We start from the raw sequence: 19,314 nt of genomic DNA on the forward strand, positions 1-19,314 counted from the left end.
CGCCTCCAATAGTCCGTTTGCGTAGTAATCTAGTAACTTACGCATCAATTATGCCGATTCGCAACACTTATCCCCTGGGTTGCGCAGCGTCGGGCCGACGGGTTCGGAGACCCCGTGCGGGCCCTTGACCCCGAGGCTGAGCAGGAGACGCGTATGTGGTGGAGCGGGATCGCGAGCTCGATGTCCGGCTTGGTTCCGGAACGCGTCACAGCCCTCGGGGGAGCCGCGAAGGATGCCGCCGGCCTGCTGGAACGCGGGGGAACGGCCGTGGGCCGAGCCCTGCGCGCGGTGCCGGCCGACCTCGTCGAGGCTGCGGCCGTCCTGGCGGACGCCGGTGCCGGCCGAGGCCGCCGACGGGTGTGGCGGCGCACCGGGCGCGCCCACATCGAGGTGCGCGGCCTCATCGGCCACGGCGAGCGTCACGAGCGCCTGACCCGCGAGCTGACCTCGGCGCTGCGTGCCGTCGAAGGCGTGCACTGGGCGGAGGTCAACGCCGTACTGGGGCAGGTCGTCATCGAGCTCGACGAGGAAAGCGTCGGCGTCGACGCGGTACTCGAGTTGGTGGAGCAGCTCGAGGAAGCGCACGGCAGCAGCGACGAGGACTTCCTCGGCATGCGCCCGCAGCCCCCGTACGAGACCGCGCCGGCCGCGATGGCCAAGGCGTCACTCGTGGCCGACTGCGTGGGGCTGGCGGTGGCCGCGGCGCGGCACGTCGTTCCTCTCGGGGCCTTCCCGGTGGCGTTGCGGGTTCCCGTGGTCCTGGCGGAGACCGAGCCCCGGCTGCGACGCATGCTGGAGGAGCGGATCGGCAAACCGCACGCCGACACCGTCCTCGGGGTGTCCAGTGCGGTGGTGCACGCGCTGACCGAAGGCCTCGGCCCCCTCGTCCTGGACGCGGCGCAACGGATGTGGCAGCTGGCCGAGATCCGCGCGCGGCAGGCGGTGTGGGAGGAGCGTGAGGACGAGCTGGTGCGCGGGGGCAAGGGGCTGGCCCCGCGGATCCCCGAGCGGCAGCCGCGTCCCGTGCCTTTGCCCGCGGGCCCCGTGGAGGTGTGCGGCGAACGAACCTCGCTGGCCACAGTGCTCGGTGCCGCCGGACTTCTCGCATGGACCCGCGACCCGGGACCGGCCGCGATGGCGATCCTGGCCACGGCGCCCAAGGCCGCCGGAATGGGACGGGAGGCGTTCAGCGCCCGGCTCGGCCGCGACTTGGCGTGTGCGGGCGTGGTGCCGATGGACGGCAACGCGCTGCGCGTCCTGGACCGCGTGACAACCGTCCTGATCGAGTCCTCCGTCCTGTGCGGCGCCCGCGTGCGGCTACTGTCGGCGGAACCCGCGGAGGGACGGTCGGAAGCCGATGTGTGGGGCGCGGCCCACACGGTGTTGGGGGACCTCGCCGTCCCCGACCTGTGCCAACCGGGCCCCTGGGCGGCGAACGGATGGCTGCTGCGACGTCCCGCGGGCGCCGCCGAGGAAGGCCCCGACGGAACCGCCGGTCTGGCGCTGGAACTCCACGACGCCGACGGCCTCTGCCACGGCCGTGTCCGCGTCGGCTGCGAACTGGACCCACTGGCCGACGCATTCGTCGCCGCCGCCCGTTCCGGCGGCCGCCGCCTGCTGCTCACCGAGCACGTCAGCGCCGAGGAACTCCTCCCGTGGGCCGACCGGACGCTGCCGGCCGCCGCCGCGCCGGCCGACGAGGTACGGAAGCTGCAAAGCGGCGGGGAGGTCGTCCTGGTGGTCGCCTCCGCCGCCGACCACGCCCTGGACGCGGCGGACGTCGGCGTCGGCGTCCTGCCGCCCGGGCACCGCGCCGACCAGGTGTGCTGGTCGGCGGACCTGATCTGCGGACCCGGGCTGGAGCAGGCGTGGCGCATCCTGTCCGCGGTCGACGAGGCCCGCCGGATCAGCACCAAATCCGCACACCTCTCGTTGGGCGGATCCGCGCTGGGCGCCCTGATCGCGGCCGCCGGCAGCCGCCAAAGCCTCGCCGGCCTGACGACCTCCCCGATCTACGCCGCGGCCTTCCTCGCGCAGCTCAGCAGCGTCAAAGCGGCCCGCCGCCTGGCCGCGAGACCCCTTCCCACCGCCCGCGTCCGGGGGGCCTGGCACGCGCTTGGAGCGCGCGAGACCCTCGGCATCCTGCACCCCGGCCGTGAGACGAGTCCTGCCCACTTCCGAAGCGAACAGCCGTCCGAACCAGGGGGCTTCGGCCTCGACACGATGTTCGACGTCGCCCGGTTCGCCGCCCGGACCACGCGACTCGACGTCGCCGCGCGGGAGAGCGGTCGCCTGCTGAACGCGGTGCGCGAGGAACTGCGCGATCCGCTCACACCCGTCCTCGCTCTCGGAACGGCGGCTTCCGCCGCGGTCGGGTCCACGGTGGACTCCGCTCTGGTGGGCGGTGTGATGGCCGGCAACGCCCTGGTCAGCGGAACACAGCGGGTCCGCGCCGAACGGGCCCTGCACAGCCTGCTCCTGACCCAGAAGCAGACCGCACGCCGGGTGACGTGGGCCCCGCCCGATCGGGTGCACACACAGGCGCCGTTCTTCGCAGGCCTGGACACGGCCACCCAGGACACCGTCGACGCCGACCGACTCCGGGTCGGGGACATCATCGCGCTGGGCCCCGCCGACGTCGTCCCCGCGGACGCCAGGCTGCTGGTCAGCGGACGCCTCGAGGTCGACGAAGCGAGCCTGACCGGTGAGTCGGCGCCGGTCGCCAAGGACCCCCGGGCCACGCCCGGCGCGGAACTCGCCGACCGCTCCTGCATGGTCTACCAGGGCACGACCGTGCTCGCCGGCAGCGGCTACGCCGTCGTGGTGGCCGTCGGCGCACTCACGGAAGCGGGGCGCGCCGCCGAACTGGCCGGAGCCGCGACCGTCCCGACAGGTCTGGAAGGCCACCTGGCGACGCTCACCAAGGCCGCGCTGCCGGCGGTCGGGATCGGCGGCGCCGCGGTCACCGTGCTCGGTCTGCTGCGCGGAGTGCCGGTGCGCGAAGCCCTCGCCTCCGGGGTGGCGGTCGCCGTGGCCGCGGTCCCGGAAGGCCTGCCCCTCGTCGCCACCGTCGCCCAGTCCGCGGCCGCCCGCCGCCTGTCCCGGTACGGGGTCCTGACCCGCTCCGCCCGCGTCCTCGAAGCCCTCGGCCGTGTCGATGTGGTCTGTTACGACAAGACGGGCACGTTGACCGAAGGTCGGCTCACCGTCGCCCGGGTCACCGCGCTGGACCACGAGCTGGAATTCGACAGTCCCGCCGGACGGCACCTGCTGCGGACCGCGGCACGCGCCTGCCCTCGGCCCGACGGGGACAGGGCGGCCGCGCACGCCACGGACCGGACCGTCCAGGACGCCGCGAAGCGGCACTGCGCAGCGGACGACAGCTGGCACCTGGTCGCCGAACTGCCCTTCGAGACATCCCGCGGTTACGCCGCTTCCTTGGGCACCGACGCCGGACGCCCGTTCCTCGCGGTCAAAGGCGCCCCCGAGACCGTGCTCGCCCGCTGCGCCGCCGCGGTCGCCCTCCCACCCGCCGGCGACGGCGACGCCGTCCGGGCCCCCTTCGACGCGGTCCTGCTGCACACCGCGAACGAACTGGTGCGTCGCCTCGCCGGCGACGGCCTGCGCGTCCTGGCCGTCGCCGAGGCCACCCCGGCCGAGGCCCCCCGCCCCGGGCACGACGTGCCCGCGCTCGCCCGCGACCTCACCTTGCTCGGCTTCCTGGCCATCGCCGACGCTCCCAGGGACGGGGCCGCGGAGACCGTCAAACGTCTCGACGACGCCGGCGTTCGCGTCACCATGATCACCGGGGACCATCCGGCGACCGCCGCAGCCGTCGCACAGGAACTGGGAATCCCCCGCGCGGACGAGGTGGCGACCGGGAGCGAGCTCGACCGCCTCCCCGAACAGAGCCGGATCGAAAAGGTCGCCCAGACCACCGTCTTCGCGCGCGTCTCCCCGGAACACAAGGTCCGCATCGTCCAAGACCTCCAACGAGCCGGGCGGGTGGTCGCCATGGCCGGCGACGGCATCAACGACGCCGCCGCCATCCGGCTCGCCGACGTCGGCATCGGGTTGTCCACGGGCGGCGGCGCCGCCGGCGCCGCCGCCGACCTCGTCTTCACCGACCCCGACCCGACCCGCATCCTCGACGCGCTACTCGAAGGCCGCACCCTGTGGCGCAGCGTCCGCGACGCGGTGGCCATCCTGGTCGGCGGCAACGCGGGAGAGGTCGCCTTCACCCTGCTCGGCACGGCCCTGTCCGGCCGCGCCCCACTGGGCACCCGCCAACTGCTGCTGGTCAACCTGCTCACCGACATGCTGCCCGCACTCGCGGTCGCACTCGCCCCGGTCCGCAACCCGGTCCCCGGCGAGGACCCGCTGGCCGACGGCCCGGTGACCTCGGAGCTCGGCCGCGACCTCGGCGGCGTCCTCGCCGTACGCGGCACCGCCACCACCCTCGGAGCCGTGAGCTCCTGGCAGATCGGCCGCATGACGGGACTGCGGACCCGGGCCGCCACGATGGGGCTCGCCGCGCTGGTCGGCACGCAGTTGGGCCAGACGCTCATCACCGACTGGCGCAGCCCGCTCGTCCTGGCCACCGTGGGAATCTCCACCGCCGCGCTCGTCACCGTCGTGCAGACGCCCGGGGTCAGTCATTTTTTCGGCTGCACACCTCTCGGGCCGGTCGCATGGGCGACGGTCGCTTCCTGCTCCACCGCCGCGACCATCGCCGCCGCCGTCGCTCCGCGCCTGCTGACCGACGACGAAGCGCGGGCGGACGCGTCATGAGCGGCACGCCGCGCCAAGCCGATGCGCCGTCGTCTCGCCGATGACCGGATAGCCCGTCGCTGCCAGGCGTCGGCCCGACTCCGCGGTGAACGCGTTCTGCGAAGACGGGCCTGGTGTGCGAGAAAGGAAAGGAGAGCATCGAGTCGCCGTCCGCTGACGGCGCCGGCGTGACGGGGCGCCGACGGCCACGTCGCCGGCACTCAACGTCGGCAACGTCGCCCGCGCACGGTGCTCCGGTTGAACCTCCCGGAAAGCACGATGAGTTCGCCCGACGGCACGCGCCGGGCGCAGCGCGCAATGGAGAACCACATGAACGACGATTCCGCCGAGATCGGCCCCATCGACTATCTCGTCCTCGAATTCCCCGGCAGCCGCATGACCGGCGAAGGCCTTCCGGCGCTCGTCGACCTGGTCGACCGCGGACTCATCCGCATCCTGGACCTGAGGTTCGTCAAGAAGGAGCTCGACGGCTCGGTCACCGCGGTCGAGATCGGCGACCTGACAGGCGACGGGCACCTGGACCTGGCGGTATTCGAAGGCGCCTCGTCCGGTCTCCTCGGCGATGACGACATCGACGAGGCAGGCAGCGTCCTGTCGCCAGGCAGTTCAGCCGGCCTCCTCGTGTACGAGAACACCTGGGCGGCACCCTTCGCCACCGCCATGCGGCGCTCGGGTGCCCAACTCGTCGCGAGTGGCCGCATCCCGGTCCAAGCGGTGCTGGACGCCCTGGAGTCCGCCGAGGCACGGGATGCAGAAGCCCCCTAGGGACACGCGGAACCAACGTGCTGACCACCGCGGCGCCACGCCGCACGAAGAAGGGAACACCGACATGCCAGGCCTCATCCGCGGAGTCGCGCGTACGGCAGTCGTCGCCGGTACCGCCACCGCCGTGTCCAACCGCGTCTCGCGACGCCAGCAGGGCCGATGGGCCGAGCAGGAGGCGGCCGCCGCACCACCGCCTCCGCCCGCACAGTACGCCGAAGAGCCTCCGGCAGCGCCGCCCGACGACACGAGCGACAGGCTGGCTCAGCTCAAGGAACTGGGCGCTCTCAAGGAACAAGGCGTGCTTACCGACGCCGAATTCGCCGAACAGAAGGCCAAGCTCCTCGGCTCCTGACCAGGCCCCGCCTTCCACACCGACTTCCCCGGCGGACCCCTGCGACCGGAGTCTCCCGGGTCGCCCCCCGGCAAGGACAAGGCCCGCGGCACCGGGGAGTGGATGTCCGTCATGGCGGGCGTGGTGCCTCGTCCCGCCTGAGATGCCTCCGTGGGCATGGGGTCCTACGGTCGGAAGAGGGCCCGGTATGCCTGAGGGCGACGGTCGCGCCCGGCAACCACGAGGTGAGGCTCGGGCATCGACGCCCGACGGGAGCCGCTGTGGCGGTCCCGTAAGTGACCCGTACCGGCCCGGATCACCGGTCCCTGGTGGTCCTCCGCCGGGAGGAGGCGGCATGACGGCGCCATCGGAACGTCCGGACGGCCCAAGCGCCGACCGGGCGCCGCAGGCCGGGGAGTCCGCGGAGAGCGGGCGTGTGCGGCGAGCTGCGGCATGGGCGAAGCGGAAGTACGCCGGGTCCTGGGCCGAACACCTGTGGGGCCAACTGGACGCGGTGGACTTCATCAACCGGTCCATGCTCCTGGCCGCCACACTCCTTCTGTGTGCCGTCCCGTTCCTCCTGGTGCTCGTCGCCTTGGAGGGGCGTTCGGCCGCCTCGGGTCTGTCGCGCCGCATGGGCCTCAACAAGGAGGCGGCCGACGATGTCGGTCAGCTGTTCACGACCTCGGCCGACACGTCCGCGGCCGTCACGGGTTTGTCGTGGGCGTTCTTCATCCTGGCCGGCATCGGCGCCGCCACCGCCGTTCAGCAGGTCTACCAGCGGGTCTTCGACGTGCAACCCCGGCGGACGCGGGACCGGCTGGGCGCGCTGGCCTGGCTGGCCCTGCTGGTGGGCGTTTTGAGCCTGGCCGGCTGGGTGATGCCGGGGCTGCACGCGAGCGTGCCGGTGCTCTTCTGGATCGTCAGCCTCGTCCTGGTCACCGCCTTCTGGTGGTGCGGGATGTGGCTGCTGTTGGCCGGAGGGCTCGGCTGGCGGAGGCTGCTCCCCTGCGCCGTCGCCACGGGTGCCTGCTGGACGGGCATGCAGGCTGTTTTCTCCGTCATCTTCTCCGGCATGATCACCGAGTACGACCGGAAGTACGGCTCGATCGGGGTCGTCTTCGCCTTCATGTCGTTCTTCATCGCCATCGGCGTGGTGCTCATCCTGGGCGCGGCGCTGGGCCTGGTGTGGCAGGAGCGCGGTCTGTCGTTCCGAGCGGCCGTGGCGAAAATGCGGCGGACGTCATGACCCGCAGCGGTCTGGTCGACCGGTGGATCCGCCACACGGCGGGGCGGGCCGTCGGCTTCACCCGTTTCGGAGGATGGCCCACCCCGGGCGGCGGGCGCATGGTGCGAGGGAAGCGCCAACGACGGGAGGTGCCCGATGGACGGCTCGATGAACCTGGCGTACGACTATCCGGTGCTCGGGGCTTTCTGGACGGTGATGTGGGTCGTCCTGGGGTTCCTGTGGCTCGTCCTGCTGATCGGGGTCATCGTCGATGTCTTCCGCTCTTCGGACCTGAGCGGACTGGCGAAGGCCAGCTGGCTTGTCCTTGTGATCATCATCCCGTTCATCGGCGTGCTCATTTACGTAGCCGTCCGCGGCGGCGACATGAGCAGCCGCGTCGGACGGTGAGTCGGCGAGGTCGGTCGCTGTCGCAGCGGGCGCGCGAGTAGCACGCGCGGTGGAAGTGCGGTTCAGTGGGACAGAGGGCAGTTGATCATCACCAACCCCCTGGTGCCGCTGATGCACGATCCGGTCGCGTCCGATCCGCCCGGTCTCCCGGAAGACCGGAACGTGCCGCTGACCGGCGAACCGCTGCTCGAGGTGCGGTTCGCGGTTCCGGCGGCTCCCAAGGCCTTCGTGCGCAGGCCGGCACTCGCGGCGCGCGTGACCGAGGGGGTCCGTGGGCCGCTCACCCTGGTCAGTGGTGCCGCCGGCGCCGGGAAGACCGCGCTCATGGGTGACTGGGCCCGGTCCGGTTCGGTACCTCGCGCGATCGCGTGGGTGACGGCGGAGCCTCGGGATACGCCGGAGCTGTTCTGGGCCCACGCGCTGGAGGCGCTGCGGCGGACCGGCGTTCGGCTGCGGCCCGAGGTGCCCGCGCCGGCGCGGGGCCACGGGGTGGACGGGTCGTTCCTGACCCGGGTCGCCGCCGCGCTGGCCGCCCGAGCGGAGCCGACGGTGCTGGTGGTCGACCAGTTCGACGGACTTGCGGCGGGAGGGATCGCCGACGGCCTGCACTTCGTGCTGGCGCACGCCAACGGCCGGCTACGGCTCGTGCTGACGAGTCGGACCGACCCCTTGATGCCACTGCACCGCTACCGGGCCTCGGGCGACATCACCGAAATCCGCAACGCGGATCTGGTGTTCACCGCCGCGGAGGCGGGGGAACTGCTGCGCGTGCACGGGCTGGACGTCTCCCCGGCGTGTGTCGAACTGCTGGTCCAGCGCACCGGGGGTTGGGCGGCGGGGGTCCGCCTGTGCGCGTTGGCGATGCAACGCAGCCACGACCCGGAGGCGTTCGTCCGCGAGTTCGACGCGGATCGTACGGCGGTCGCGGACTACCTGATCGCCGAAGTCCTCAACGCGCAGCCGCCCGCCACGCAGGACCTTCTGCTGCGCTCGTGCGTCACCGACCGGGTCCTCCCCGATCTCGCCGACGCGCTGACGGGCCGCCAGGACGCGGGATGGACGCTCGCCCGGCTGGCCGGAGCCAACGCCTTCCTCGAGCGGATCGACGGGGCCGGGTGTTCCGGGGGAGCGTGGTATCGCTTCCACCCGCTGTTCGCGGAGGTGCTGCGCGCCCACCTGCGGTACCAGCACCCGGGACTGGAGCCCCGCCTGCGTGGCCGCGCCGCGCGATGGCTCGCCGAGGCCGGCCACGTGGACGACGCGGTGGCACAGGCCGCCGCCGCGGGTGACTGGCTGTTCGCGGCGGCATCGGTCATCGACGATCTGGCGATCGCCCGCGTCGCCGACGGGTGGCAGACCAGCGCATTCGCGCGGATGCCGGCGGACCTGCCGGACGCCGCTTGTGCCCTGGTCACGGCGGCGTGCCGTCTCGCGGCCGGCGACATCGACGGCTGCGCCGCTGGGCTGCGGCGCGCGGACGCGGGTCTGACCGACTCGGCCGATCCGCGCCTGCTGCTTGGCCGCGCTGTGCTTGGGATGCTGGTCGGCCGGCGAACGGGCGATCCCGCCGTCGGAGATCAGGCGGCACGCGCCGAAGACCTGCTGCGCCGAGTACCGCAACGGCTGCGCGAGCAGCACGTCACGGCGGTGGTGTCGGTGGGCCTGGGAGCAGCCGAACTGGCCGCCGGGCACCTCGACCCGGCTGAGGCAGGCCTCCAGGCCGCCGTCGCCGCCTGCGGCTGCCCCTATGCCGAAGCCCCACTCTGTGATGCGCTGGGCTGTTTGGCCCTGGTGGAGCTTCTGCGGGGACGGCTGCGGGAAGCGGAGGCGCGCGCGTCCGAGGCCCTCGCCAAGGCGCGGCGATCCGCAGTGCGCGGTCCGCCGACTGGCCTTGGCCACGTAGTGCTGGCCGCCGTCGCGGCGGAGCGCGACGACCTGGAGACCGCCCGCGCCGAACTCGGCACCGCGCACGCGTCGGCGCGACCTCCCGTGGAGCCACTCGTCGCGGTCCAGGCCGCGGTTGTCGGGGCCAGGCTCGCCACCGCCGCAGGCGACTGGGAGGAAGCGCTCGCGCTGCTGCACGGCGCCGAACTGTCGCTGCGTACCGCCTTCCTGTCGGACTGGGAGGTCGACGAACTCGCCATCGCAAAGTCCGTGGCGCACCTGGCACAGGGCGATGCCGACGCGGCGCTCGCCGTCCTGGGCCCGGCCCCGGCCGGCCGACCCGAGCACACCGTGGCCGAAGCCCGCGCACTGCTGGCCGTGGGAAGCGGCGAACGGGCGCTCGCGCTGCTGGCCGGCCTGGGCGACGACAGGTCCTCGACAGCCGCCTGCCTCGCCGAAGCACGCCTGCTCCAGGCCGAGGCCGCAGCTGCGTCCGGCTCCCCGTGCGAGGCCGAGCGCCGACTGCGCCAGGCGCTGGAGTTGGCGCGGCCGGAGCGACTGCGTCGCGTCTTCGTCGAGCACGGCGGCCCGTGGCTGCGTCAGTTCCTGCGCCAGGACCCGCAGTTGGCGCGGGCGCACGCCTGGCTGCCGGAGCGCGCTGTGGGTTCACCGCCCCTCGGCGCGCGAGAGCGGACCCCCACGCCGATCACGCCGCTCAGCGACCGGGAGCGTGACGTGTTGGTCCAGGCCGCGCAGTTGTCGTCCAACGAGGAGATCGCGGCCGCCCTGTACGTGTCCGCCAACACGGTCAAGACCCACCTGACGAGCATTTACCGCAAGCTCGGCGTGTCGCGGCGCAGGGACGCGGTCCGCAAGGCCCGCGATCTGGGGATCCTGTGACCCCGGACGCGGGATTTCGCCCGGAGCGGGCGATGCGCGGTGCGCGTGCACCGGTCGACGATGGAGAGCAGCCCTTCCCGTTCCGACCCCGGTTTCGAGGACGTGCCGTATGCGCTACGAATTCCGCGTCGCCGGCGATGTGTCGGAACCGGTCGGCGGGGCCTTCCCCGAACTCGACCGGGCACGCGTGCCCGACCAGACGCTGTTCTTCGGCACCGTGACGGACGAAGCCCACCTCTACCAAGTGCTCATGCGGTTCCAGTCGCTGGGCCTGCACGTGCTGGAAATGCGGCAGTTGCCGCAGGAGACCCGTCAGGAGGAGTCGTGACCTCCCCACGTCCACACCCGGACTCCCCGGAACTGCAGGGCGCGCTGGAGGCGGTCGAGACCGCGTACAGCCGTGTAAGCGCCGTTCCGCACCCGGACCAGCGGCTGCTCCACGAACTCCAGCGGTACGCCCGCGAACTGGGCGCGGCGGCCGACCGGTCGCTGCCCGAGGGACGGCACGCCGGGTCCAGGCACGTCAGACGCCGCTGCGTCGCCGCCCACCGGGGCGCAGAGTGGATCCTCGCGCACTACCGCTGACCAGGCGCACAGCCGCGACCGCGCGGCCGAGCGCCCGCGGCGGTCTGGTCCGCCGGGCCGCCTTACGGGACCGCGCGCCCTGCGCGGCGGCTCCTACCTCTGCCACGCCTCCTACTGCCGCCGCTACCGCGTCTCCGCGCGGATGCCCGACACCCCCGACTCGTCCACCGGCGACATCGGCTTCCGCTGCGCGGGAACGATGTCGCCGCCTGCGGACGGCGGATGAGCTGGACGCGGGCGATCCCGAGTGCTGCGCCGTGGCGTCACCCACCCGTTGCGGGGACGGGCCGGCAGCTGATCAGGATGCCAGGCCGGCAACGCGGTCCGCTGTCGCGTGTCCCGTCCGCGATGTCGTCGCCCGCGTCTCCCGATCAGGGGTGATGGCGGCTTCGAGCATGGCGAGCAGCGTCGCGTCGCGGCGGTCGGCGGGCAGTTTCGCGACGACGGCGACGGCGTACTCCAGAGATTGCCGGGCGGGGCCGGACAGCCACAGGCGTGCACGTGTTCGAGCGGCCAGGCCCGTGCCCTCGGGACGACCGGCCAGGTGGGCCCGCCGCCGCTCGGCGTGGCGCCGCCGACGGGCGAGTCCGGCATCGCCGGAGAACCGCATCGCCACCTCGAGCACGGCCACGAGCGTGGCGGCTCGCTGCTCGGCGGTGCGCGGCGGACAGGACTCGAGCGCGGACGCGTACGCGACGAGCCCGCCTCGGCGCGCGCCCTCCACGTTGTCGTTGGCCAGGATCGCCACCATGGCGACCAGGCGGTCCGTGCAGGCGGGCGTGTCGCTGAACGGCACCCCCGCCACGAGGCTGACGTACTCCATCAAGCACGCCCCGTCCTGCGGATGCACATGCATGCCCCGGCTCAGCGCGGACGCGGCCGCCGGGGCCTCCGGATGCGACAGCATCGCCACCCGCCCTCCTCGACGTCGACCGAAACGGCCGTGGTGAAGTGATCCACACCACAGTTCATGATAGACATTTCGCCCATAAGGGAACCTGTCGAGCCGCACCGCCGAGACACTGAGGAAAGCCCGTGGACCTTGCTGCGGTGATCGTCATCGTCGTGGTGGCGCTGTCCTTCGACTTCACCAACGGCTTCCACGACGCGGCCAACGCGATCGCCACGTCGGTGTCGACCCGCGCACTCACCCCGAAGATCGCCCTGGCGATGGCCGCCGTCATGAACCTCATCGGCGCCCACATGGGCACCGGGGTGGCCAAGACCGTCGGCTCCGGCATCATCGACACTCCCACCGGCCGCGGGGGACTGCTCGTCGTCTTCGCGGCGCTCATCGGCGCCATCGCCTGGAACCTGATCACCTGGCGCCTGGGCCTGCCGACGTCCTCGTCCCACGCCCTGATCGGCGGCCTGGTCGGCGCGGCGCTCGGCGCCTCGACCGGGGTGAAGTGGGGCGAGCTGGTCGACAAGGTCGTCATCCCGATGCTGGTGTCCCCGCTGATCGGGTTCACGATCGCCTACCTGCTCATGGTCACCATCCTGTGGCTGTTCCGACGAGCCCAGCCCAAGGCCACCAACCGGCGGTTCAAGGTCGCCCAGACCGCCTCGTCGGCGGCGATGGGACTCGGCCACGGCCTGCAGGACGCCCAGAAGACCATGGGCGTGATCGTCCTCGCGTTGGTCACCGTCGGCTACCAGGAAAGCTTCGACGTGCCCGAATGGGTCATCTTCTCCGTCGCCCTCGCCATGGCCGCCGGAACCTACGCGGGCGGCTGGCGCATCATCCGCACGCTCGGCCGCCGCATCGTGCACCTCGACTCGCCCCGCGGGTTCGCCGCCGAGGTCACCGCCGCCGGCGTGCTGTACGCGACGGCGTTCATCTGGAAGGCCCCGATCTCCACCACGCAGACCATCACCGCAGGCGTCCTCGGCGCCGGTGCCACCCGGCGCCTGTCCGCGGTCCGCTGGGGCGTCGCGCGGAACATCGTCGTCGCCTGGGTGCTCACCCTCCCCGGCGCCGGCCTCGTCGCCGCGGTGATCTACCTCATCGCCCACGACCTCTTCCGCATCTGACGACCCGCCGCCCACACCGAGTGGCCTCTCCGTCGTCGGCGAAGTGGCGTCGCTCCCCGCGCCGCGGTCGATCGCCGACCGCGGCGCGGGGGCCGAGCCGGCCGGACTACTGACGGGCCAGATGCATGCGCATCTCGCTCTCCGCGTCGGTGATGAGCTCGCCGGACACGTCGATCGTCACGGTGTGCAGCGTGCCGGTGAAGCGGAAGGGCGAGGTGTATGCGGGGGTCACCGACGGTCCGGGGTTGGCTCCGCAGGTGACGCCGCCGGGGTTGAACATGATCGGTGTGGTGACCGGAAAGTCCTTTGCGCCGACGAGTTGGCGGTCGATGTAAAGCTGGGCCCGGCACGGCACGCCCTTGCCGGTGGCGAGGTCAGGCTTGCCGGTCGGCTCGAATTCGAACCGCAGCTCGTGCCGGCCTTCGGGTACCGGACCCTCGGAGGTGACGGTGTCCCACGTGCGGCGGACGTAATTGTGCGTGTAGTGCAGCTTGCCGTCCTTGAGGTAGAGGGCCCAGCCGCCGGCGCTGGTGCCCTGGCTCATCAGCACGCCTTCGGCGCCGCCGACGGGGATCTCCACATCGGCGGTGATGCTGTGGGGGCGGTTGAGCACCCGGGGGGAGACGGACGCCGGAAGGGTCTGGGTGCCGGGCCGGAAGGTGAACGAATCGCGGGCTTTGGTGATCTGGGGGCGTTCGACCATCATGCGCGCGAGGGTGCTGCTGTCGATGGGCAGCACTCCGTACTTCCCCGCCTCGACGTACCAAAGGGCGATCATCTCGATCAGCTTGTCGCGGTGGTCGTCGGCGATGTCGCGGGTCTCGGCGAAATCCTCGTCGACGTGGTAGAGCTCCCAGTTGTGGGCATCCAGCGCCGAGAGCATCTCGGAGGTGATGGGGGTGCCGAACGGCTTGTCCGACTCCGTGAACGAGGGACCCGGCCACGGGCATACCGCGCGCCATCCGTCGTGGTCGATGGCGCGGTGGCCCAGCATCTCGAAGTACTGGGTGCGGTGGAGGCTGGGCGCGGACGCATCGTCGAAGGTGTGGGCGAAGCTGACGCCGTGGAGGGGCGATTGGGTGACACCCTTGATCGTCTCGGGCGGTTCGACTCCGAGGACGTCCAGCACGGTGGGGACCATGTCGATGAGGTGCGCGTACTGGGTGCGTACCTCACCCCGCGCCTTGATTCCGCGCGGCCAGTGGACCAGGAACGGGTCGCTCGCGCCGCCCCGGTAGGTCTCCCGCTTCCAGCGCCGGAAGGGCGTGTTGCCCGCCCACGTCCAGCCCCAGGGGTAGTGGTTGAACGTCGTGGGGCCACCGAGGTCGTCGATCGCCCTCAGGCTGTCCTCGAGGGGCTCGGGCGCGTTGTTGAAGAACTGCGCCTCGTTGGCGGTACCCGTCGCACCGCCCTCAGGACTGGCGCCGTTGTCCGAGACGACCATGATCAGCGTGTTGTCGAGTTCACCGGTCTCGTCGAGGAAGTCGATCAGGCGGCCGATCTGGTGGTCGGTGTGGGACAGGAAGCCCGCGTAGACCTCCATCATGCGTGCGGCCAGGCGCTGGGCTTCGGGCGGGAGGGACTCCCATTGCGGCACGTCCGGGTCGTGCCGGGAAAGCTCGGCGTCGGATGGTGCCACCCCGAGTCGTTTCTGGTTGGCGAAAGTCTTCTCCCGGTACACGTCCCAGCCGTCGTCGAACTGACCGTGGTAGCGGTCGGCCCATTCCTTGGGGACGTGGTGCGGGGCGTGCGTGGCGCCGGTGGAGAAGTTCATGAAGAACGGCTTGTCGGGGGCGACCTGCTTGGCGTCCGCGATGAACGCCATCGCTTTGTCCGCCATGTCCTCGGTCAGGTGGTAGCCCTGCTCCGGTGAAGCAGGGGGATCGATCTGGTGGTTGTCGTAGACCAGGTCCGGATACCACTGGTTGGTGTCGCCGCCGAGGAATCCGTAGAACCGCTCGAAGCCGCGTCCCAGCGGCCAGCGGTCGTACGGTCCTGCCGGAGACTCCTGCTCCGAGGGCATCAGGTGCCACTTGCCGAGCATGTACGTGTTGTATCCGTGCTGCAGCAGCATCTCCGACACGAAACCGTTCTCGAAGGGGATGTTGCCGTTGTAGCCGGGATAACCGGTGGCCATCTCCGTGACCGCCGCCAGGCCGTTGGCGTGGTGGTTGCGGCCGGTCATGATGCACGATCTCGACGGCGAGCACAGGGCCGTGGTGTGCATGTTGTTGTACAGCAGGCCCCCGGCGGCGAGCCTGTCCAGGTTCGGGGTCTGTATCGGGCTGCCGTAGCAGCCGAACTGCCCGTAGCCGGTGTCGTCCAGGACGATGAACAACACGTTCGGCGCCCCGGGCACGGCGCGCATCGGCTCCGGCCACGCCGGGCTGGACTGGTCCGTCGTCCGCCCGATGACTCCAGGAAACGCACTGCCCGGCTTGTACTCGTTAACAGGCATCGCGCCCGTCCTCCTTCTGGTCGATCCCATGCGGGTACGTCGCTCTGGCAGGCGGAGGGACGTCATGGGGTGGCCGAAGGAGTCGGTCAGGCGTACCGTGCCCGCCCAGCACACGTGCGGGCGTCGACGAACCGGTTCCGGCTATCGCGGAGACCGTGGAACGCCCGCGAAGACGCGCGTAGTGACACAAGGCCCCCGCTCCACTCGAACGGCGGGTGCCGCGAGATGGCGCACGGCATATACGGGTAGGCGACCCACCGTTGAGAGTTTCGGGTCCCACCCTTCTGCGCGCATCGCACGATATTCATCGTAGGGGCCGCCCGAGGCGGATGCCAGTTGGGTGTGCGCCGTGTTTCCGGCACGCTTTTCCGGGTAATTCCCAGTGCGTTCGACATGCCTCTGCGGTATGGCAGGCGGACAATGGACCGGGCCCACGTACTCCCGCCCTGGGCGGTCGCGCACGGCGACTGTCAAGTCGTTCGCCCAGGGAATGGCCAGGAAATACAGCGATTTTCCGCCGTCCGATGCGCGGAGGTGGCATTTCATGTTTGGGCACTGGTATCCGCTCACCGAAAGCGGGGACGTCTTTTTGAAGTCCGCGCCATTCCGGGCTGTGGAATCCGTGGACGTCGCCGCGCCGCCTGCGCGCAGCTGGGAGATCATGACCGGCGATTCTCTGGTCAAATGGACGTTGGCGTTCACCGCTCTTGTCTGGCATCCGGACCCGCCGTCCGGCCCGGGGACGACTCGCGAGGTTACGCTGCTGCGGCTGCTCACCGTACGCGAGCGCTTCTTCCGATGGGAGGAGAACAAGCGCTACACGTTCAGCGCCGTGGGCGCCTCCCTCCCCGGACTGCGCCACGTCGCGGAGGACTGGGTCGTCGAACCCGCTCCGGGCGGCTCGCGTCTCACCTGGACCCTCGCCGCCCAAGCAGCCGCGCCCGCCACCCCGCTGCTGTGGGCGAGCCGCCCGCTCGTCAAGGTCATGCAACGGCACGTCCTGCGCGCGGTCCGACTGCACGCGGAGGACCGGAACGCGCCGCGCTCACGGGCACGGTCCGGATAGCCCCTGCTCGGCGAAGGCCGAAGCGGCGTGGCCGTGATCGGGGTCATGGCGGCCGACACCGAGTCCGGCATATGGTGTGAAACGAATCTGCCCCGGGCCGCCTCGAAAAGATCGTGGTCGTTGCACTGCCGGGCTCGTTTTCAGGCGCCAAAGAGGGAGAGCTTCATAAAGTGCAGCAGTCCTCCCTGAACGATGTGCGCGTTCGCGCGGTCATACAGACCCTCGGTCCCTATAGGTGGCGCAGGCTCACCCCCGAGATGGTGAGTCGTCGCGCACTTGCGGCCGTTGATGGTCACGCAGCGACCGGTACGGTGCCCGTGACGCGGCACGACGAGCGAATCGACGTGCTCCTCGAGTTTCTGGGGTGCTGTTCCTGGCGCACCCTGACAGTCGACGCCTTGAGCCGCCGGCTGGTGACCGCTCTGGACACCTGGCGGACGGAAAGCCAATGGCTCGAGATCGAACTGCGTTGGCTGCTCGACGCCGAAGACTGAGAGCGGACCACGGCCCAGGGCCTGCCCGGCGACGCCCTGCGCGGTCATACGCAGACGCGACGCCCAGCCGCCGGGACCGCCGCCGGGACCGCCGCCGGGAAGGACGCCGACTTCCGCATGACCCGCGACCGTGCCGCACCCGCGCTCGTTCACCGCGCATGGAGACGGAACCACGCGCCGGGTCAGAACACCGCCTGGGCCACCAAGCGCACATGAGTTCGGCGCGCACAGCCACGGACTACGACGTGGCCGCAGCGTCCCGACTGCCCACGGCGGCGCACGTGGCCCTCGGGCTGCGGCGCCTCGGGCTCGGCAACCCGGATGCCGACGCTCCGCACGAGCCGGCCGATGCGCAACTGAGACCGCGGGCCGGTGCCGTACCGAGAGGCACGCCGCATCCTGCAGACCTGGTTGAAGGCGAGCGAGCGGGGCTGCCGCATTTGCCGGTGCCGCGATCGTCGTCGTGACGCCTCGCCGGACCGGTTCCCGGGCCCGGCGCGCACCAGGCGCCGAAGCGTGGGGCGTGGTCGATGCGGGCGCGTCCAGCCGCAACGCCCACCACGCGAGGCCGAGTCGCCGAGTCCTGCCGACCGGGTCAGGGTGGAAGACGGGGGACGTCCCGACACCACTGCCTCGTCTAGGAGGCCCACGATGACCACGAACACGCAGGGAACGAGTACAAGCCCCTTCGCCACCAAAGCCCCGTCAGGCTGGACCGTCTTCGCCGGGGTCATGATGATCTTCGGCGGCACCCTGGCGATATTCCAGGGCATCGCCGCCATCGCCGAAGACGACATCATCGTCAAGACGCGCAACTACTCCTTCTCGTTCAGCACCACCGGTTGGGGCTGGATCCACCTGATCCTCGGTATCGTCATCCTCCTCGCCGGCATCGCGCTGTTCAGCGGCGCCCTCTGGGCCCGCATCATCGGCGTGCTCCTCGCCGGGCTGAGCCTGGTCGCGAACTTCATCTGGCTGCCCTACTACCCGGTGTGGGCAATCGTGGTGATTGCGATCGACATCGCCGTCATCTGGGCCCTCTGCACCGGCCCACGACGAAGCAACGGGTAAGGCCGCCCGGTCGGTCCTGTCTCTGCAACACGAGCTCTGGACGTTCGGTGTCCACGGGCTAGGCCGGTGGTGTTCAAGTGCGCCATGTCGTCCTGGCCGACCTTGTTGACCTTGATGTCGATGGGGTTCCTCTTCTCCTCCCCGTTCGGATCGCCCCAGCCGTAGCGCTTGTAGATGTCCACGCGGACCTCGCGGCCCGGAACGCCGTCGCCGGTGGTGCCGCGCTGCTCGCCGGGGGCGGTCATTCGTCGGCGGGTGGGGTGGGGGCCAGGAGCTCGTGGGCTAGGTGGGTGACGGCGATGGCGCGGGGGGTTTGGCGGACGCCGTCCATTCGGGCGAGGACCAGGTCGAGCGGTGGGTGTTCGTTGGTGAGGGCGAGGGCGGCCACGCGGGCGCCGCTGTAGGTGTCGTCGGTCGCCGGGCGCTGGTGCAGGACGGAAAAGCCGTGGCCTAGTGCGACGAGGGAGCGGACCGCTTCGTAGTTCTGGGAGCGGTGGCGGACGACCGGGGTGATGCCGGTGGCTGTGACGAGCGACCAGAAGTAGTCGCGGCTGTGCGGCAGGTCGAGCAGGACGAACGGCTCGTGGGCGAGTTCGGTCAGGTCGATGGCGCCGCGGCCGGCGAGTGGGTGGTCGGCTGCGACGAGTGCGTGCGCGGGGAGGGACGTGATGGTCTCGCGCGCGATGCCGGGGCCGAGGCCGAGGTCGTACGTGACGGCGAAGTCGATACGACCGGTGCGCAGGGCCTGGTCGAGCTCGTCCGCTTCGCCTTCGACGACGTCGATCCGGAGCTGCGGGTGGCGTTCCGCCGCTGCGACCAGCAGCTCGGGGAGGACGAAGGCCGCGAGAGTGACGAAGCATCCGAGCCGGACCGGGCCGGTGAGCCCGCCCTCGACGCCGCGTGCTTCGGCGGCCACGTCGAGCGCGTGGCTGAGGAGTTCCCGAGCCTGCAGCAACAGGCGCTCTCCGGCGGGGGTGGCCACCAGGCCTTTGCCCTTGCGGCGGATGAACAGCTGCACGCCGAGCTCGTGCTCCAGGTTCGACACCGCGGTGGAGACCGCCGACTGGGCGATCAGCAGGCGCTCGGCGGCCGCGGTCATGCTGCCGGCCTCGGCGGCCACGACGAAGTAGCGCAATTGCGTCAGCGTGAACCCGACCGCTTCCGTCATGGCTCCCGCCACCTCCCGACTGTCATCTGAATCCAAGATGACCTAACACTAAAAGATCTGCTTTACCCAGGGTTCTGCCGCTCCCATAGTGGTGGTGCGGCCCCTCCGGCCGAACGCCCCCACCCTTACAA

General features: G+C 71.2%; 15 protein-coding genes and 1 pseudogene. 13 read left to right on the forward strand and 3 right to left on the reverse strand.

The features are described from left to right. Positions 1-114: 114 nt before the first annotated feature. The 9 genes and pseudogenes from QI554_RS02410 to QI554_RS43670 all read left to right on the forward strand — a co-directional run. Complete coding sequence (locus QI554_RS02410) at positions 115-4,791, forward strand: cation-translocating P-type ATPase (RefSeq protein ID WP_281465259.1); 4,677 nt, start codon at positions 115-117, stop codon at positions 4,789-4,791. Between the two features lie 309 nt (positions 4,792-5,100). Beyond that, positions 5,101-5,556 (forward strand): DUF6325 family protein, encoded by a 456-nt coding sequence (locus QI554_RS02415; RefSeq protein WP_281465260.1) that lies wholly within the window; start codon positions 5,101-5,103, stop codon positions 5,554-5,556. Positions 5,557-5,620: 64 nt separating this feature from the next. Next, on the forward strand, positions 5,621-5,908 hold the full coding sequence (locus tag QI554_RS02420; protein ID WP_281465261.1) for an SHOCT domain-containing protein: 288 nt from the start codon (positions 5,621-5,623) through the stop codon (positions 5,906-5,908). A gap of 334 nt (positions 5,909-6,242) precedes the next feature. Beyond that, positions 6,243-7,136: a YhjD/YihY/BrkB family envelope integrity protein gene (locus QI554_RS02425; protein WP_281465263.1), complete on the forward strand. Its 894-nt coding sequence runs from the start codon at positions 6,243-6,245 to the stop codon at positions 7,134-7,136. Positions 7,137-7,271: 135 nt separating this feature from the next. Continuing rightward, entirely contained in the window at positions 7,272-7,523 is a 252-nt protein-coding gene (locus QI554_RS02430) for a PLDc N-terminal domain-containing protein (protein ID WP_281465265.1), read from the forward strand. Between the two features lie 81 nt (positions 7,524-7,604). Further along, entirely contained in the window at positions 7,605-10,307 is a 2,703-nt protein-coding gene (locus QI554_RS02435; RefSeq protein WP_281465267.1) for a winged helix-turn-helix domain-containing protein, read from the forward strand. A gap of 109 nt (positions 10,308-10,416) precedes the next feature. After that, entirely contained in the window at positions 10,417-10,635 is a 219-nt protein-coding gene (locus tag QI554_RS02440; protein WP_281465268.1) for a hypothetical protein, read from the forward strand. Next, complete coding sequence (locus QI554_RS02445) at positions 10,632-10,892, forward strand: hypothetical protein (protein WP_281465270.1); 261 nt, start codon at positions 10,632-10,634, stop codon at positions 10,890-10,892. Before QI554_RS02440 ends, QI554_RS02445 begins: the two co-directional genes overlap by 4 nt. Next, positions 10,825-11,118, forward strand: a pseudogene (locus QI554_RS43670) (SUMF1/EgtB/PvdO family nonheme iron enzyme); the annotation flags it as partial. The gene QI554_RS02445 and the pseudogene QI554_RS43670, both read left to right, overlap by 68 nt. A 72-nt stretch (positions 11,119-11,190) precedes the next feature. Here QI554_RS43670 and QI554_RS02455 read toward each other — a convergent pair. Next, positions 11,191-11,805, reverse strand: a complete 615-nt coding sequence (locus QI554_RS02455; protein WP_281465271.1) for a hypothetical protein — start codon at positions 11,803-11,805, stop codon at positions 11,191-11,193. A 122-nt stretch (positions 11,806-11,927) separates the two neighbouring features. Here QI554_RS02455 and QI554_RS02460 point away from each other — a divergent pair, with 122 nt between their 5' ends. Beyond that, positions 11,928-12,926: an inorganic phosphate transporter gene (locus QI554_RS02460; protein WP_281465273.1), complete on the forward strand. Its 999-nt coding sequence runs from the start codon at positions 11,928-11,930 to the stop codon at positions 12,924-12,926. Positions 12,927-13,032: 106 nt separating this feature from the next. Here QI554_RS02460 and QI554_RS02465 read toward each other — a convergent pair whose 3' ends face one another. Beyond that, on the reverse strand, positions 13,033-15,384 hold the full coding sequence (locus tag QI554_RS02465; RefSeq protein ID WP_281465275.1) for an arylsulfatase: 2,352 nt from the start codon (positions 15,382-15,384) through the stop codon (positions 13,033-13,035). A 544-nt stretch (positions 15,385-15,928) separates the two neighbouring features. Between QI554_RS02465 and QI554_RS02470 the strand changes: the two genes are divergently transcribed. From QI554_RS02470 to QI554_RS02480, 3 genes are all read left to right on the forward strand, one after another. Beyond that, positions 15,929-16,450 carry an SRPBCC family protein gene (locus tag QI554_RS02470; protein ID WP_281465277.1) on the forward strand — a complete coding sequence of 174 codons (522 nt, stop codon included), beginning with the start codon at positions 15,929-15,931 and terminating at the stop codon, positions 16,448-16,450. 113 nt (positions 16,451-16,563) lie between these two features. Continuing rightward, positions 16,564-16,944, forward strand: coding sequence for a hypothetical protein (locus QI554_RS02475; RefSeq protein ID WP_281465279.1), 381 nt, complete (start codon positions 16,564-16,566; stop codon positions 16,942-16,944). Positions 16,945-17,595: 651 nt separating this feature from the next. Next, positions 17,596-18,015: a DUF7144 family membrane protein gene (locus tag QI554_RS02480; RefSeq protein ID WP_281465281.1), complete on the forward strand. Its 420-nt coding sequence runs from the start codon at positions 17,596-17,598 to the stop codon at positions 18,013-18,015. A gap of 241 nt (positions 18,016-18,256) precedes the next feature. On the opposite strand, the gene QI554_RS02485 is transcribed toward QI554_RS02480, so the two are convergent. Continuing rightward, a complete protein-coding gene (locus QI554_RS02485; protein ID WP_281465282.1) occupies positions 18,257-19,183 on the reverse strand; it encodes a LysR family transcriptional regulator in 927 nt (308 codons plus the stop codon). Between the last annotated feature and the right edge of the window lie 131 nt (positions 19,184-19,314).

Origin of the sequence: Yinghuangia seranimata (assembly GCF_029953285.1) — a bacterium.
GTDB classification, from domain to species: domain Bacteria; phylum Actinomycetota; class Actinomycetes; order Streptomycetales; family Streptomycetaceae; genus Yinghuangia; species Yinghuangia seranimata.